Annotated in this window: 16 protein-coding genes and 1 pseudogene; 7 read left to right on the top strand and 10 right to left on the bottom strand. The window is 69.4% G+C overall.

Going from position 1 to position 15,909, the window contains the following annotated elements:
- Positions 1–88: 88 nt before the first annotated feature.
- The 3 genes from ACIQV3_RS28025 to ACIQV3_RS28035 are packed head-to-tail and all read right to left on the bottom strand — an operon-like array spanning position 89 to position 1,684.
- Positions 89–1,000 carry a DUF1206 domain-containing protein gene (locus ACIQV3_RS28025; protein ID WP_403716566.1) on the bottom strand — a complete coding sequence of 304 codons (912 nt, stop codon included), beginning with the start codon at positions 998–1,000 and terminating at the stop codon, positions 89–91.
- A 51-nt stretch (positions 1,001–1,051) separates the two neighbouring features.
- The gene (locus ACIQV3_RS28030) at positions 1,052–1,225 is read right to left on the bottom strand and encodes a CsbD family protein (RefSeq protein WP_403716568.1); all 174 of its coding nucleotides are present in this window, start codon (positions 1,223–1,225) and stop codon (positions 1,052–1,054) included.
- Positions 1,226–1,264: 39 nt separating this feature from the next.
- Positions 1,265–1,684, bottom strand: a complete 420-nt coding sequence (locus ACIQV3_RS28035; protein WP_403716571.1) for a hypothetical protein — start codon at positions 1,682–1,684, stop codon at positions 1,265–1,267.
- Between the two features lie 119 nt (positions 1,685–1,803).
- Here ACIQV3_RS28035 and ACIQV3_RS28040 point away from each other — a divergent pair, with 119 nt between their 5' ends.
- From ACIQV3_RS28040 to ACIQV3_RS28050, 3 genes are all read left to right on the top strand, one after another.
- Positions 1,804–1,959 carry a DUF6131 family protein gene (locus ACIQV3_RS28040; protein WP_239516787.1) on the top strand — a complete coding sequence of 52 codons (156 nt, stop codon included), beginning with the start codon at positions 1,804–1,806 and terminating at the stop codon, positions 1,957–1,959.
- Positions 1,960–2,092: 133 nt separating this feature from the next.
- On the top strand, positions 2,093–2,260 hold the full coding sequence (locus ACIQV3_RS28045; protein ID WP_403716573.1) for a hypothetical protein: 168 nt from the start codon (positions 2,093–2,095) through the stop codon (positions 2,258–2,260).
- Positions 2,261–2,472: 212 nt separating this feature from the next.
- Positions 2,473–3,024 (top strand): hypothetical protein, encoded by a 552-nt coding sequence (locus ACIQV3_RS28050; RefSeq protein WP_403716575.1) that lies wholly within the window; start codon positions 2,473–2,475, stop codon positions 3,022–3,024.
- 28 nt (positions 3,025–3,052) lie between these two features.
- On the opposite strand, the gene ACIQV3_RS28055 is transcribed toward ACIQV3_RS28050, so the two are convergent.
- The 3 genes from ACIQV3_RS28055 to ACIQV3_RS28065 form a co-directional block, all read right to left on the bottom strand.
- Positions 3,053–3,409, bottom strand: coding sequence for a PRC-barrel domain-containing protein (locus ACIQV3_RS28055; protein WP_403716577.1), 357 nt, complete (start codon positions 3,407–3,409; stop codon positions 3,053–3,055).
- A gap of 626 nt (positions 3,410–4,035) precedes the next feature.
- Positions 4,036–4,656 (bottom strand): LysE family translocator, encoded by a 621-nt coding sequence (locus tag ACIQV3_RS28060; protein WP_403716579.1) that lies wholly within the window; start codon positions 4,654–4,656, stop codon positions 4,036–4,038.
- The gene (locus ACIQV3_RS28065) at positions 4,653–6,191 is read right to left on the bottom strand and encodes a DUF885 family protein (RefSeq protein ID WP_403716580.1); all 1,539 of its coding nucleotides are present in this window, start codon (positions 6,189–6,191) and stop codon (positions 4,653–4,655) included. Before ACIQV3_RS28065 ends, ACIQV3_RS28060 begins: the two co-directional genes overlap by 4 nt.
- A 53-nt stretch (positions 6,192–6,244) precedes the next feature.
- On the opposite strand from ACIQV3_RS28065, the gene ACIQV3_RS28070 reads away from it, so the two are divergent.
- Positions 6,245–7,825, top strand: coding sequence for a PLP-dependent aminotransferase family protein (locus ACIQV3_RS28070; protein ID WP_403716581.1), 1,581 nt, complete (start codon positions 6,245–6,247; stop codon positions 7,823–7,825).
- Between the two features lie 352 nt (positions 7,826–8,177).
- Here the strand turns inward: ACIQV3_RS28070 and ACIQV3_RS28075 are convergent, their stop codons facing one another.
- Together ACIQV3_RS28075 and ACIQV3_RS28080 are read right to left on the bottom strand one after the other, a co-directional pair.
- A complete protein-coding gene (locus tag ACIQV3_RS28075; protein ID WP_403716582.1) occupies positions 8,178–8,903 on the bottom strand; it encodes a hypothetical protein in 726 nt (241 codons plus the stop codon).
- 918 nt (positions 8,904–9,821) lie between these two features.
- Positions 9,822–9,994, bottom strand: a pseudogene (locus tag ACIQV3_RS28080) (CsbD family protein).
- A gap of 188 nt (positions 9,995–10,182) precedes the next feature.
- On the opposite strand from ACIQV3_RS28080, the gene ACIQV3_RS28085 reads away from it, so the two are divergent.
- The 3 genes from ACIQV3_RS28085 (at position 10,183) to ACIQV3_RS28095 (ending at position 12,955) form a co-directional block, all read left to right on the top strand.
- Positions 10,183–10,365: a hydrophobic protein gene (locus ACIQV3_RS28085; protein WP_403716583.1), complete on the top strand. Its 183-nt coding sequence runs from the start codon at positions 10,183–10,185 to the stop codon at positions 10,363–10,365.
- Positions 10,366–10,527: 162 nt separating this feature from the next.
- Positions 10,528–10,896: a PRC-barrel domain-containing protein gene (locus ACIQV3_RS28090; protein WP_403716584.1), complete on the top strand. Its 369-nt coding sequence runs from the start codon at positions 10,528–10,530 to the stop codon at positions 10,894–10,896.
- 439 nt (positions 10,897–11,335) lie between these two features.
- A complete protein-coding gene (locus tag ACIQV3_RS28095; protein ID WP_403716585.1) occupies positions 11,336–12,955 on the top strand; it encodes an IS1182 family transposase in 1,620 nt (539 codons plus the stop codon).
- Between the two features lie 323 nt (positions 12,956–13,278).
- Here ACIQV3_RS28095 and ACIQV3_RS28100 read toward each other — a convergent pair whose 3' ends face one another.
- The gene (locus tag ACIQV3_RS28100; RefSeq protein WP_403716586.1) at positions 13,279–14,391 is read right to left on the bottom strand and encodes a chemotaxis protein; all 1,113 of its coding nucleotides are present in this window, start codon (positions 14,389–14,391) and stop codon (positions 13,279–13,281) included.
- A gap of 116 nt (positions 14,392–14,507) precedes the next feature.
- Positions 14,508–15,872 carry a threonine/serine exporter ThrE family protein gene (locus ACIQV3_RS28105; RefSeq protein ID WP_403716587.1) on the bottom strand — a complete coding sequence of 455 codons (1,365 nt, stop codon included), beginning with the start codon at positions 15,870–15,872 and terminating at the stop codon, positions 14,508–14,510.
- Positions 15,873–15,909 lie beyond the last annotated feature (37 nt).

Consider the following 15,909-nt stretch of genomic DNA (forward strand, 5'->3'; position numbering starts at 1 on the left):
GCAGGGCGTCTAGGTTGTTCGTCACACAACGATCTTGGACGCCCTGTCTGCGTTCCCGAACACACCGTCAGCATTCGGAATGACTCGTCTAGGGCCCACTGGGGCGTGTCTCCGAGCCCGGGGCCCCGGTGGGCTGCTCTGCCGAGGCGCCGTGCTCAGGAGCCTTGCGCCAGCGGGCTTCGCAGAACGAGTAGAGACCGAACAGCAGGAGGCCCACCGCCGCGGCGATCAGCAGCACCGGCCCGGCGGGCGTGTCGGCGAACGAACGCAGCGTCTCGTCCATGCCCTTGGCCTGGCCGGGATCGAACCGCACCGCGGCCAGCACGACGAACAGCCCGGCCACCGCCGCGACCACGCCGGTCGCCACGCCGCCGACGATGCCCAGCCCCGCGACAATGCGCCGCGTCACCGGACTCATCTCGCCCGTCCGAAGATTCTCCTCGAACTTCCGCATCAGGCTGCGCACCACGATCACCACGCCCACGATGACCAGCACGGCTCCGACCACGCCAACGAGCACCCGCCCAAAGGGCCATTCCAGCACCCTCGCGGTGTAGTCCTTCGACGTCTCATCGCCGGGACGACCTCCGGCGGATCCGCCGACCAGCGCGGTCTGCACCACGCCGATACAGATCACGGTGTAGAAGAGCGCCAACCCCAGAGAGCCCAGGCGCCGGGTCCACTTGTCACCGCCTGTCACCGCCTGCCCGAATGCGGCCTCGGACAGCCGCCACAGCGCCATCGCCGCCAGCCCCACCACCAGCGCCCACAGCAGCGCCCGGCCGAACGGCTGCTCGCCGATGGTTCGCACCGCGCCGGACCGGTCGGCCTCTTTGCCGCTGTCGCCGCCGAATCCCATCTGCACGGCCAGCAGCCCCACCAGTACGTAGATCACACCCCGCGCGGAAAGTCCGACCCTGGACAGGACCTCCATGGCGCGGCTGTTGGACATACGCCGCCCCTGGGACCTGGCCTGGGCGGCACCCTTCTTGATGGCCATACGTGGCACCTCCTGGGACCTGCCGTGAGGTCGGCAGGGCGGGCGCAGTCGTCAGTGCTTGAAGGCGTCCTTGATCTTCGCTCCGGCCTGCTTGGCGTTGCCCTTGATCTGGTCACCACGGCCTTCGGCCCGCAGGTGCCAGCTGCCGGTCACGCGGCCGACGGTCTTCTTGGCGCCGCCCTTGACCGCTTCGGCCTTGTGCCCGATCTTCTTGCCGATGCTCATAGCTGCCCGCCCTTCGTTAGTGCTCCGGTATGTGGAGACCTACCGGGGCTCCGATCGGTGCTTGAACGGGTTGAGCCCCCTACGGTGCTCTCCGCCCGGGTTGGGCTCTCGCCCACCCGCCGCCTGTGGGCGGGCGATGCCACGCTGGTCCACGACATCTGCGCGGTCGTTGCCGGCGGCGGCTGTCCCCCGGCGCGACGTGTCGGCTTCGGGGCCGGTTCTGTGGCCGCGACGAGAGGTACGGCGGGCACCGGCCAGGAGGAGGCTCAGCCCGAGCAGGGCCACGGCCCCGACGACGATGCCGTAGAGGAAGAGGGTCCCGGTGGAGCCGGTGACCTCGTAGCCGAATACGGAGAATCCGCCGGTCAGCTCGTGGGCGCTGCCGTCGTTGGTCACGACGCCGGCCACACCGACGACCAGAGCGGCGATCAGGAGGACGAGTCCGAGGATGACGAGCATGGCGCGCTCCAGAGGTGTCTCTCCACGGTAGGACTGTCCTGCCCGGGAAGCCACCAGCAAAGGGCGGATCTACCCTGAGAGCAGGGGCTTTGCATCACGCCGTGAGATCGGTGGACATCATGATCGTCCTCGGAATCATCCTGCTGGTCATCGGCTACGTGGTCGGCTTCGCCATCCTGTCGACCATCGGGATCATCCTGGTCGTCGTCGGCGTCATCCTGTGGATCCTGGGATCCGTCGGACACAAGGTCGGCGGACGACGGCACTACTGGTAGCTGCCCCTGACCTCGCGCGGCGAACACCTCCGTTCCCGCGCGACCCCCGATGCCGAGGACGCATACAGCACGGCCGCCACGACCATCCTGGCGCGCCTCCGGCACGCGCATCCGCGAACCGAGGCATCACACCATGGCCCTCTTCTACCTCCTACTGACCGCCGCGATCGTGCTGGTCATCGTCGGCGCGACCGTGGACGGCATGCTGTACCTGGTCTCCGCCGGTGTTCTGCTCCTTATCGCCGACTTTCTCTACCTCGCCGTGCGCTCGGTACTGCACCGGCGTCGCCCGGCCCACTGACCCGCCTGCCACCACCCTGTCGGCAACTGGCTCCCGACCTCGGTCGGCGTTGCCGGGCACGGAGCGGAGCGCCACTACCCGCCGAATACCACATTTCGGGTGATATGTGAAATTCTGAAACGTGGCACACCAAGGGGTGGCACCCGCGGCGGTGATCCTCGTACGCCCTGGTTCTGGCTGCCTGCGTGAGCTGTCAACGAGTGGAGGATGCGATGTGGACCATCATCATCATGGTGGCCGCCGTGGTGGTCCTGGCCGCCGTCGCGCTGACCATGCGGACCATGACCCGGCGCCGGCACCTTCGGGAGCAGTTCGGGCCCGAGTACGACCGCACGGTCGAGGCGGGGCAGAGCCGTGGAGCGGCCGAGCGCGACCTCAAGGAGAGGGAGGAGCGGCATGAGGCGCTGGAGATCAGGCCGCTTCCTTCCGCTGTCCGCGACCGGTACGCCCGGGACTGGGCCAGTGTGCAGGAGCACTTCGTCGACAGTCCCGACCAGGCCGTGGGTGAAGCGGACCGGCTCGTGACCACGCTCATGAGCGAGCGCGGCTACCCGACCGAGAATTTCGAGCAGCAGAAGCGCGACCTCTCGGTCGAACACTCCCGGACCCTGGACCACTACCGCATCGCCCATGAAGTCAAGGGGCGAGCCGGCGGCAGGGACACCACGACGGAAGAACTGCGGGGCGCCATGGTCCACTACCGGGCGCTCTTCGAGGAACTGCTGAAAGACGACACCGCTTCGCCGGATGAAGAACGCCACTGAGTGGACACCTCCTCGAGCGAGTGGGGGCTCAGCGGCGGGCGAGCTGCCGCTCGCCGCCCGCACCGGGCCGGTAGGTGAGGCCGTAGTGCTGGAAGATGTCCGCCTCTTCCTCGGCGGGCAGGACGTCGTCCGTGCCGATCGAAGGGCTCTTCTTCACCAGCGCCTTGTCGTAGTCGACTTTGACGTACCCCGGCCCGACGATCGCGCCGTCCAGCGGAACGAAGACCAGCCGGTGCCGGGTGGGCAGCCCCACCAGCACGGTGGCCATGGCCGGCTCGTCCGTGCTGGTGTCCACGTAGATGGCCTCCAGCGCGCCGATCCTGTGCCCGCCCGTGTCGACCACGTCGTGACCACGCCACTCGCGGACGTCCGCTGCCTGGATCATCCTCAGGTCCCTTCGCACGATCACAGCCCGGCCGGTGCACTTCTTAGCCTGCCCCCGCCTGACGGAGGAAACCAGCTCGGCGCACCCGACAACGCCCCGCCAGTCACACCGGTTCTGTGAGTCTGCTCCATGGGACTCTCGCCAGCCGAACGACCCGGGTGAGGCAGTTCTGTACGCAAGAGAAGGTTGCTTGGGCATCGGCAGCGTGCCGCTTGCTCGCGCAACACCGGCGTGCGCCGCTGCCGGGGGGGACCGGCCTTGCAGGGGCCTAAGTCGCCCAGGGGGCGCCCCGGCCAGGCGTCCGGCGAGCGCGTGCCCCATCCGTGCCCTTCAGAGGGGTAAACAGCGGTCATCACGGGTACGGAATGACCGCGTAGCGACCCACTTCGCAGGGAAAACGCGCAGGTCAGACGACCTATCCCTGTGCCAGGCGTCGTTGATTCCCAAGCTTATAGCGCGGGTTCGATTCCCGTCATCCGCTCCACGACAAAGCCCCAGGTCAGCGACCTGGGGCTTTTGTGTTGTCCAGACCTCGCGTCGTTACACGGTTCAGCAGCCAGGTCGGCGCTGTGAGCGCGGCCCGAAGACGCGCCCGGATGCTCCCCATGTGCTCAGCCATGCGGGCCTCAGCTGAACACCAGAGCGGCCAGGCCGAGGTAGATGCCGCCGGTCAGGTAGGACAGGCGGCGGTCGCGGCGCGGGGTGCCGCGGAGTCGGCTGGTGAGTGCGGCGCCGATGAGCGCGTAGCAGAGGTCGAGGGCAAGGGCGATGGCCAGAAAGACCGCGCCGAGTACGAGCATGCGGGTGCGGGTGTCCGCGGGGGTCAGGCCAGTGGGCAGGAATTGCGGGAGGAAGGCCAGGAAGAACAGGACGACCTTGGGGTTGAGCAGGTTGACGAGGACGGCATCCCGGTAGAGCCGGAGCAGTCGGCGTCGAGCAGGACGGTCGTCGGCGTCGGCAGCGAAGGGCGGGCGGCGGATCAGCACACGGACGCCCAGGTAGGCGAGGTAACCGGCGCCCATGTAGCGCAGGACGGTGAAGGCGAGCGGGTGGTCTGTGATGAGCGTGGCCAAGCCGCAGACGGCGGCGGTGATGTGGATGAGCGTGCCGGTTTCCACACCGAGGGCCGAGACGATTCCGGCCCGCCGTCCGTCCTGCACGCTGCGCGTGATGATGTAGATCAGATTGGGCCCGGGCAGCGCCACCAGGATCAGTGAGGCAACGGCGAAGGCAGGTAGTGAGGTCATCCGCGTTCCAGTGCCGTGTGCAACAGGCCGAGGGGCGGGGCGCCGAGGTCGAACAGGGCGCTGTGGAAACGACGGAGCGAGAAGGCGCTGCCCCAGCGTGCCGTGGCCTGCTCGCGCAGGTCGAGAATGGCGAACTTGCCCCAGGTGTAACGGCCGTAGGTGGGATCGAACAGCCCGCGCTCGGCCTCGTGTAGGGCTGCGGGACCGGCCAGCGAGACGTCCTCGGTGAACCGCGCCGCCGCGTCCGACAAGGTCATCGCTCCGGTGTGGAGGCCGATGGCGCAGGCGAAGCGGGTGAGTCTGCGCAGCGCGTCCTGGGCGACCGCGACGGCGACGCGTGGGTCGCCGTCGCGGAAGCCCCGCTCCAGGGCCAGCTCCTCGCAGTAGTGGGCCCAGCCCTCGATGAAGGCGTCGGAGTGGAGCGTGCGGCGTACATCGGTCGCCGCCCGGCGCAGCGCCCTGCCGTGGCTGGCGTGTCCGGGTGCCACCTCGTGGATGGCCATGTTGGGCATCAGGGTCCGGTTGAAGCCCGTCGACAGCCACTGATCGCTCTCCGCCCTCGTCCAGTCGGCGCTCGGGAGGGAGACGCAGAAGGCGCTGGGCGCGTCGGCCTCGTTGGGCGCGGACGCGAACAGGCCGGCCAGCGCCCGGCGCTGGGAGTCTGGCATCGGCAGGACGTCCACCTCGACATCGTGGTGGGGCACCAGATCATGCCGGGCGGTCCATGCGATCGTCTCGTCGACGAGCGCCGCGAACTCGTCCAGCAGGCTGCCGGCGTCGGGATGATCGGCCTGTAGGGCCCGCATCGTGTCGGCAGGCGCGGCATCGGGGTCGGCGCGGCGGAGCGACTCGTCGAGCAGCGCACGCAGGCGGTCCCGTTCCGCGTCCACGCGGGCGGACATCGCGGCGAGGTCGACGGTGCAGGCTTCGGCCGCGCCGAGGAGCCGGGCGAGAGCGGGCCCGCCGAGTGCCGCTGGCGGTGGGCCTTCGGCGGCGGCCCGCTCCAGGTGCGCCATGAGCCGGGCGTGGGCTCGGCCGGCAGCAGCGTGGACGGGGCCGCCCTGGGGGTCGAGAAAGGCGGCCAGACCACGGACGAGCGGCAGCATGGCGTCGGCCAGCGGCGCGGGGACGCGGTCCAATGCCTCGACCGCCGCGTCCACGGCGTCCGGCCACCGGCGCAACTGGGCCGACCGGGCGGCGTCCCGCTCGGACTTGGGCGCGTAGGGGCGGTCGTAGCCGGATAGGTCCAGGTTCTCGATGTGCCACAGGGGGTTGCTCCGGTGCAGTTCGAGTTCGCCGAAGCGGACCCGAAGGGCTTCCTCCGCGGCCGCCGCGTGCGCCTCGTCGTGCGGGTCCGCATAGGGCTTGGTGCCGGCGGGGCCGCCGAGGGCGGCGAGGCCGCGTCGTACTCCGTCCGGGGACAGGTCCTGGACGGATCCGTCGTACTCGTGCCGTCCCGCGCCGTCTCTCGCCGCGAAGACGGAGAGGTCGCAGACGGCTGCCAGCCGGGGGGCAAGGGGTGAGGTGGATGTCATGCCGTTAGCCTCACGTTGCGGCGGCTCGTGCTCCCGTGCCAATGGAGGGGAAAGTGGACCGGAACCGTCAAGCGCCCGAACTGGACGAGCTGATCGACCTGCTGGGTGACTGGAGTTCGGGCGAGGGGCCGCTGTACCGGCGGCTCACCGACGTGCTCGGCCGGGCTGTGCGGTCCGGGGACCTGCGAACCGGCGACCGTCTCCCGTCCGAGCGGCGGCTCGCCGACGCTCTCTCGGTCAGCCGGGCAACGATTGTCGCCGCATTCGACGTACTGCGGGGGTCGGGCCTGGTCGAGACACGTCGGGGCAGCGGCACGCAGGTGTCGGAAGGCGCCGCCGGCCACCGGGTGCCGGCGGACGGGCGCGTGCGCGGCGGTCAGGCCACCGCGGTGGTCCAACGGCTGATCACACAGCCGCCGGACCTCATCTCGCTGGGGCAGGCGGCCGAGGCCGGCGGTCCGGATCTGCCCCAGGCGCTGCTTCACCTGGTCCGCGAGGATCTGCCCGGGCTGATCCGTGAAGTGGGCTACCACCCGGCCGGGCTGCCCGCGCTGCGGGCGGCGATCGCCGCCCACCACACCGTGCACGGCCTGCCGACCGTGCCCGAGCAGGTGGTGGTAACCACCGGGGCCACGCAGGCCGTAGCCCTGAGCGCCCAGCTGTACCTCGGGCGCGGGTCCACCGCCCTCGTGGAATCCCCCGGGTGGCCGGGCTGCCTGGACGTCCTCAGAGCGGCCGGCTCCCAGCTGGTCGGCGTCCCGCTCGACTCCGACGGGGTCCGGATCGACCGGCTCGCCACCGCGCTCGCCGAACACCGGCCCGCGCTGCTCTACCTCATGCCGACCTACCACAACCCCACCGGCACCCTGATGTCCGCCGGCCGCCGTCGCCGGGTGGCCGAGCTCGCCGCCGAACACGGCGTCCCCGTCCTGGAAGACAGCGCCCACGCGGCGGCCCTCGCCCCCGGTCAGACTCCCCCGCCCATCGCCGCGAACGCCGTCCCAGGAACCGTGCTGACGGTGGGTTCGCTGACCAAGGCCGTATGGGGCGGTCTGCGGATCGGCTGGATCCGCGCGCCCCAGGACACCGTGGCCCGCCTTGCCCGACTCAAGGCGCTCAACGACCTCGGCAGCCCGATCCTCGACCAGGCCCTCGCCGCCCGGCTCCTCCCCGCACTCCCGGCCCTCGCGCCCGAACGGGCCCGCATCCTCCGCGAGCAGCTCGCCACCATGACCCGACTCCTTGCCGAACAGCTCCCGGACTGGCGCTGGCGGGAACCACAGGGGGGCTCCGTTCTGTGGATCCGGCTGCCCTCGGGCACGGACGCCCGGGTCTACGCGCAGGTGGCACTACGCCACGGCGCGGAGGTCATCCCGGGCGCCACGACGGACACGACTGGCGCCCACGACAACTACATTCGCCTCCCCTACTCCTTCGCCCCGGAGACCGCGGCAGCGCTGGTCAGCCGCCTGTCGGCGGCCTGGACCGCACTGTCCCGGAGCAGTTCCCGCCGAGGAAGCGCTCAGCGGCACGGCCTGTCCACCGCGCCGCCATGGCTCGCACCATGCACACAGCGGCCTCACACGACACCCCCTCCCGCCGTGCCACAACGTGCCAGTAGCGGCGGTGAGTAGCGGTCAAGAGGAGTTCGGCAGAGCGGCCCGAGGCGGCCCGCAAGTGGGCATTCCAGCAGGTCAGACGCCCTTCGCATACCGAAGTGCCGGGTGATTCCCAAGCTTATAGCGCGGGTTCGATTCCCGTCATCCGCTCCACAGCAAAGCCCCAGGTCAGCGACCTGGGCTTTGTCGTGCACAGACCTGTCTACCCTCGCTGGGCTTGCTCATGACCCCGCTCCTGCACATGCCCGAAGACCTGGCCAACTGGGCGCCCTGTACGCATGGTTCGGAGCCACCGCCGACCCGCCCGGCCCGAGCACGGTCGCCGGCAGCCCCCTCCGGCCTGCATGACGGCGAAGAGCGCGCATGCTCAGCTTGTGGGGAGCGGAAGCCTCAGCCGGATCGGGGGACCTTCACGGGCCGGATCGTCCAGTACGAGTACAACGGCGGTCGGTCGACGGTCCGCGGTGACGGTGACGGTGACGGCACGGTATTCATCGAAGTGCGGGGGTGTGCCGCTTCCTCCGCCGGAGATTTCCTCGGGGTAGTCCGTGTCGGGAGCGTGCTCGAAGAGAAGCCTCAGGGGCTGCTGCGGCCAGGGATCAGGGAAGTCGGGTGCGCCCGGGCGGCGCATGGCGTGGGCGGCGACGTGGCAGCCTCCGGGGGAGGACACGACCCCACTGTGCCGAACGGTCCACTCGGCGCCCTCGTGCACGACAGCCCCCGGGAGCAGGAGGCGCAGGCAGGCGCCCGGTTCGGTGTCGGGTTCGGTGAGCCTGTTGAGGGCGTACTGCTCGTCCCGGTCGGGGAGCAGGATGCGGGCGGCGCTTCCGGGGGTGTCCGGGAGGATGAGCTGGGACAGACGGGCCCGCGGTGGGCCGAGGAGGGTCACTTCGTCGGCCGCGATCGGGGCCGCGTCCGGGCTGGGTACGAAGCAGATGGGCTCCGGCGCGCGGTCAGGATCGGCGGCCACTACGGACCCTACGAGGAGCTCCGTCCCTGAGGGCGTCTGCTCGGCGAACAACCAGACGGCGCCGTCCGCCCCGTCGGCCGGCGGCCGGAGCCACCCCAGCCCCTCAGACGTGGGCGTCGTCAATTCGAGCACCCCAGCTTCGCCGGAGATGACTTGCCGCCCCCATGGAAGGCACCGTTCTGGACGTAGGCCCTTGCCTCCGTCACGTACCACCGAGCAGCGGAACTCTTCTTGCAGGGCGTGGCGAACCAGATACGGGAGACCCTCCAGTTGTCCTCCTTGCGGTCGCTTCGGCGCCAGACGGCCACCTCACGGTCCGCACACCGCTCGCAAGCCCGGCTCAGGAGGCGGACCTCCAGCCACTTCGGGTCCCAGTCAGGGCGTGAGTCGCACGTGTGATCCGCATAGCCGTAGATCCGCCCCTCGGCATCCAGCGTCGGAGCGTACTCGTTGACTTCGCAGATGAACCTGCCCGCACGGGGCTCAGGGGGTGACGGTTCCGCGTGGACGGTCCCACTCAGGGACGAGACGAGCAGGACTGCGGTGGCGAGGGCCAAAACGCGTCGCATGGGCAGTGCGTCCTCATCATCGAGAAGCCGATTCCCGGACCCTAGCGTCGCTTCGAGACGAAAAGGCAGGAATCTACCCGGATGGCCCCGTACGTGCTGCTCGGCATCTCGGCAGGACCGTGCCACAACGTGCCAGTAGGAGCGGCAACCAGCGGTCAACAAGGGCTACGCCGGAAGCAGTCACACCAGACAGAAGATGGGCGTTCCCGCAGGTCACAGGGTTGGCCGGGGCCAAGCGCCGGGTGATTCACAAGCTTATAGCGCGGGTTCGATTGCCGTCATCCGCTCTTGAACGAAGCCCCAGGTCAGCGACCTGGGGCTTGTTTGTTATCTAGACCTCTCGGCCCTTGCCGTGCCCTCCGCGTGCCCCAACTCGCAGGAACGCCCTGGCCGGAGACCTATTCGCACTCCACTTCCACCCCGCAGGCCCTCGTCCACCTCGCACCGCGAGACGCATCTTCCGCGACCGGCGTCACAGCCTCCCCGGGATCGGGTGAATTCGCTTCCCCAAAGCGGCGGTTGCCCAGCCGCTCTTGTCGCGCCCCTGAGCAGTCATGCGCTCGTTGCCCACGAGGCGGCCGGCGGCCTCCTTGAGCTTGCCCTTGCCTGCTCAGCCTTGGCCTGGCTCTTCTGCTCACCTGACACAGCCGATCACTCCCTGCGCGACAGGAATAGGTGTACACAAACCCACATAGTCGGCCTGAGCGTTTCCAAGCAGCGCCGCGCCCTGAATTCGTCCCACACGAGCTCGGGACGAATTCCTCGATTTACCTGGAACACCTCAGGTCGGCCCGCGAGTTCAGGTGTTTGAAGTCGGAGAGCAGGGGCATCCGATGCCTCGGAGGTTGATATTCACGGTTCCCCTGCTTCTTGTTCTTCTACTGACCCTGCTCCTCTTCGGCGCGGGCTTCGCCCTGAAAGCCCTGTGGTGGATCGCCGTCATCGTGCTGGTGGTACGGCTGATCGGCTTCGTTGCCCGCCCCAAGGGCGGCAGCGCCCGCTGGTACCGCTGGTAGCGACATCGGGTCGGTCGGGTCCGTCTCGACCACCAGGTGTGAATTCCCGAACTCCGGGCACACGGAATCCAGGCGCCTTAACGAGTCGCCATCCGTGACGCACGGAAAGGTAAGCGGCGGCTCAAGCCCGCCGCCTTTTGTTACCGAAGGAGTTGCTTTCGCGTGACTGAGCATGTGTGGAGCTACAAGTCGACCTCGGGCCACCTGGCCGGTACCGACCTCACCGGCTACAAGGTCGAGGCGACCGACGGCAGCATCGGCAAGGTGGACAAGCACTCCGACGAGGTCGGTGACGCCTATCTGGTGGTCGACACCGGGGTCTGGATCTTCGGGAAGGAAGTCCTCCTCCCCGCGAGCACGGTCGTCCGCGTCGACCCCAACGAGCGGAAGATCTACGTCGACCGCACCAAGGACCAGATCAAGGGCGCTCCCGAGTTCCACCGGGACCAGCACCTCGGCAACACCGGCTACCGCGAGGAGCTCGGCACCTACTACGGCACCGGCGCCCCCTTCGGCGGCCGCCCCGCCTGAGTGCCCAACTCCCGGGGCCCGGACTCGATGGGTCCGGGCCACGGGCATGTCCGCAGCAGGCCCTCGCATGGTCGGCGGCCCTGGGGCTGCACATCCCGTGCCCCGTCCGCTCCGTGCCTGTGTACAGTCGGCTCGCCCTAGCGGTTGCCGGACGTGCGGGGCGATCGTTCCCGAGCGGCCAGGTGGAGTCATGACGAGTGCAACCAGCGGGTCACAACTCACCAGCGGGACTACCGCCGCCCCAGTACTCAGCTTGACTCTGTCGGGGATCTTGGAGTTCCTCGGTACGGCAGCATGATCAACGGGCATGCTCGGGCTGTTCCAGTGACCGATGGAATCGTCGAGGTGCCCGTTGTCGCTCCGCCCCCGTTCCGGTGAGCAAGTCCCTTCTCTGACCGCACAGATTGCGCGGGCGAGCAACCCGGGTGGCACGACGGCGATGTGGGTGAGAGACCGGCTGGACGGGCTGTGGCACGACGAGGACTTCGCTGACTGGTACCCCCGTGACGGGCGACCGGGCCTGTCGCCCGCCCAGCTGGCCACCGTCTGCGTGCTGCAGTTCCTGCTCGGCCTGTCGGACCGGCAGGCCGCCGAGGCGGTCCGCTGCCGCATCGACTTCAAGTACGCCATGGCCATGGAGCTGGACGACCCCGGGTTCCACCACAGCGTGCTGGCTGACTTCCGCGACCGTCTCGCCGAAGGCGACCGGGCCGACCGCCTCCTCGACCTCGCGCTGGCCCGCCTCAAGGAGGCCGGCCTGGTGCACGAGCGCACCACCCAGCGCACCGACTCCACCCATGTCCTGGCCGCGGTGCGTGACCTAACCCGCCTGGAGCTGATCACCGAGGCGGTCCGCGCCGCACTGGAAGAAGTCGCCGGCACCTCCCCTCACCTGCTGGACGAGCTGGTCGATGAGGACTGGGGGCGCCGCTACGGCCGACCAGTCCGCCTGGGCAAGAACCCCACCAAACCCAAGACCCGGATCCTCGCCACCGGAAACGACGCCCTCCGGCTCCTGGAACGCCTCTACCGGCACGGAGCAGACCGCACGGCCGGCCCTCGTATCCAGGCCCTGCGCCAGATCACGGTGCAGAACTACCACCGTGACACCGCGGGACACCTGCGCTGGCGCACCGCCGAGAAGGAAGGAGGGCCCGGGCTGCCGCCCTCGTCCCGGGCTGTCGTCTCTCCCTACGACACCTCGGCCCGCTACGCACGACACGGACACATCATCAGCTGGAAGGGTTTCGCCGCTCATCTGACCGAGACCTGTGCTCCCGACGGCCGCAATGTGATCACGGACGTGGCCACCACCGCGGCCACCACCCACGACAGCCAGGTCCTGCCCGGGATCCACACCCGTCTGGCCCGCCGCGGGCTGCTGCCCGCCGAGCACCTGGTCGACTCCGGCTACACCTCCCTGCCCCACTTGGAACAAGCCGCCCGTGAACACCAGGTCACCGTCACCGGACCGCTGCCGGCCAACCCCACCAGGCAGCATCGCCAGGCCAAGGGTTTCGCCCGGGACGACTTCCACATCGACTACGACCGCCAGCAGGTCACCTGCCCCCAGGGCCAGGTCAGCGCGGGCTGGCATGGCCCCTATCCGACCTCTTCGCCCACCGCGGCCCCTCTGATCGTGGCCAGGTTCACGAAGAGCCAGTGCCGCCCCTGCCCGGCCCGCACCCAGTGCACCACCACCGCCGACAGCGCCCGCACCGTGGGCTTCCCTCCGCGAGAGCTCCGCGACCTGCAACTCCGCGTCCGCACCGAGCAACAGACACCCGAGTGGAAGACCCGTTACGCGGTCCGCTCCGGAGTGGAGGGCACGGTCAACGAGTTCGCCCACGGACACGGCATGCGGCGCTGCCGCTACCGAGGACAGGGAAAGGCCCACATCCAGCACGTCCTGACGGCGATCGCCGTCAACATCGAGCGCCTCAGCGGACTGCCACCAACCGAGGAATCACCCATACCTCGCCGACCGACTGCCTTCCAGAACTACCTCGACCAGCGCGAGATGCCCCGGCCGAAGTCATGGCGAACCCTGGGCACCTGACCTCGAAGGCTCCAAGATCCCCGACAGAGTCAAGCTCAGAAGCCGTATCTCAACCGATCACGGAACGTGCGGGTCGAACAGGGTTCCTGATGGGGTGATCTTCCGGCAGTACGTGCATGAGGGCAGGGCCTCTTGGTAGCTCGGGGATGTGAATCTGACCGAGCAGTACCAGGAGGCCCTGTTGTCACATGTGTATGGGGTCGCGCCTGTCGACTTCAACTCGAGCGCCCGGTCGTGCGATTGCCCTCGCGCACGTGTTACGGCAAGGCTGCCGATCATCCCGGCCGGCAGCGCCGGTATCCGTAGGATCCGGCGCTACGCTTTCAGTAGCGTAGGACGGCTGCGATGTGGTTGCTGTCCGTCAGGGCTCCGTCTGCGAGGAAGACCACCTCGGTGCCCTTGTCCAGGGCTGTTTCGACGAGTTCGTCGACGATGTCTTCACGTACTTCCGTCGTTCCCGCGGCGGTGCCCGAAGCTGCGGGGGTGAGGTGGCCGATGTCGGTTACGGCCTCGGGCTGGTAGTGCTCTTCGATGGCGACCAGGGCTGCCCTGCCCTCGTGTACGGCAGTCCAGACCTCGGCGAGTCCGCCGGCGACGGTTCGCCGGCCGCGTGCCTCTTCGAGCCTGGCGACGGTGCTCTCGCCTGTCTGCTGCCGCGCCGCGGCAAGTTGGGACGTGAGTGCCTCATGCAGGGCGTGTCCCGGTCCGCTGTGCAGGCCGCCTCGGATACACGTGTCCTGTGCCCGGTCACCGACGCTGCCCGCTTCGCCGAGCAAGGCAAGGGCGGGCGCGAGACCGACGAGGTACAGCGGTCGCTGCTCGCGGGCCAAGACCTGCTGCACGGCCGCGTCGGTCTCGCGCATGAACTGGCGGGTGCGTTCGTCGGTGAACGTGCTGGCGGTGTCGCCCTGGCGCTGCTGCCACTGCGGATCGTCCTCGACGGCGGCCGCGGCCCGGGGGAAGCCGTCCTCGCGGTGTTCATCGATGCGGTCGCCTGCCCCGCTCCACAGGGACGCCTGGTCCGCGGAGAGGGAGAGGACCCAGTAGGGGGCCTGCTGCGCCTTGGCCGCGACAAGGTTGCGGGTCAGGTAGCTGTCGCTCAGTACGACGCGTTCGGGCGCGCTGCGTGGCAGCGCCCACAGCTGGTGTTCGTCAGGGGTGGCGAACACGGCGAGGCCGTCCATGCCGCTGCGCAGGTCGACCTCGGCCTGAGCTTGGCGCAGCTGCTCCATGATGGCGTCACGGGTCCCGGTATCGACGGCGTCGTCTGCGGTCAGCCGGGTTTCGGCCTCCGAGATCAGGTTCCGCAGCCGCACCGGGTCCTGGGCGTTGTCGGGCGCTGAGCGGTGGACGGGCATGGTGATCGAGACGGCCGGATACGGCTTCTCCTCACGCAGGGTGGCCAGCATGTCGGACGTGAGTGCATTGGTTTCCACGGGCGCCTCCAAGGTTGCGTTCAGCCTCCGACAAGATCGCCCCTTGCGCATGTCGCGGCGGGTATGGCGCCGCCGTACCGGCTGCTGATGCGCTGAGGTGGCGTAACAGCGAGCCCTCAGAAGCCGCCGGTGCGTTGCGCCGCCTCGCGCCTGCGGCCGGTGATGTGGGGGACGTGGTGGGAGAGGCGTACGAGCTCGCGGCCGGCGTGGACGCCCACGGCGAGCGCCACGGCAAGGGCGAGGGCCCGGCTCAGTTCCACAAGTCCGGTCTCCCCACGGCCCTGGATGAAGGCGAGGACTCCGCGGTAGAGGGCTGAGCCGGGCAGCAGCGGGCCCAGGGCGGCGGTGACGTACGGAAGGGATGAGCTGCGGCGGTGGCGGGCGGCGAGCTGCCCGAAGATTCCGGCCAGGCCGGCTGCGATGCCGGTGGCGGTGACCGTACCCATGCCGGCCTGCCCGGTGAGCACGGCGAACACGCACCAGGCGGCCGCGCCATTGAAGGCGCAGAAGACTGCGGCACGCCGCGGGCACTGCAGGAGCAGGGCCAGGGCGAGGGAGAGGACCCAGGCGGAAGCCAGTTGGAGCAGCGGGAACGAGTCCTGGGTCCATGACTCCTCAGGGCGTAGCGGCGCGCCCAGGGAGACGCCGATGGGGAGGATGGCCAGAACGCCGATGACGATGGCGGTGACCAGGTAGACGGCTTCCAGCAGGCGCGCACCGGCGGTGAGGTAGAACCCGGTCAGGCCGTCCTCGGCCGCTGCCACGAATGCGCGTCCGGGCAGCAGTGCGAAGAGCCCGCCGGTGATGACCGCGGAACCCTGCAGGCCGGCGCCCGCGAGGGCCAGCGCCACCCCGCACGCTGAGGCGGGCATGGCGGCGGCGACGTACTGGTAGAACTCGGGTACCCCGGCCTTCGACAGGAGCACGGCAAGGCGCTCACCGCACAAGGCGGCGGCGAAGGCCACGACGAAGAGGAGGACGGCCTGCCCGTCCCAACGGCCCGAGACAAGCAGCGCGGCACCCGCCGCCAGAGCGCCGGTCGCGCCGCTGAGCACCCAGCCGGGGTAGGGGCACGGGCTCGATTGCACCTGTGCCAGACAGGATGACGCTTCGTCGACGGCGAGCCCGCCGTCCATGATCCTTCCGACAAGCTCGTGGACCGCCCGCAGCCGGGTGTAGTCGGAACTGCGGCGTCTGACCGTCCGTGTCGCGGTCATCGGCACGGTGTGCGGCGTGGCCTGGTAGCTGATGGAGATCATGGTGAAGGTCACCTGCGGATCACACGGGACGAGACCGTAGGTGTAGGTGACGCCGAGCATGGCGGCTTCCACGTCCTCCGCACCCAGGCCGCTGGCCAGGAGGACGTCACCGATGGACAACGCGAGGTCCATGACGGCGGCAGAGACCCGGACGGCTTCAGCTTCGCGTTCGGCGATCTCCTCAGCCGCAGAAAGCGCCCGCGGGACGGGGGTCCACAGCATGGCCCGCATCCGGTCCAGCCATGCCTGAGCCTGTGGG

Origin of the sequence: Streptomyces sp. NPDC099050 (assembly GCF_044759865.1) — a bacterium.
Taxonomy (GTDB): Bacteria; Actinomycetota; Actinomycetes; order Streptomycetales; family Streptomycetaceae; genus Streptomyces.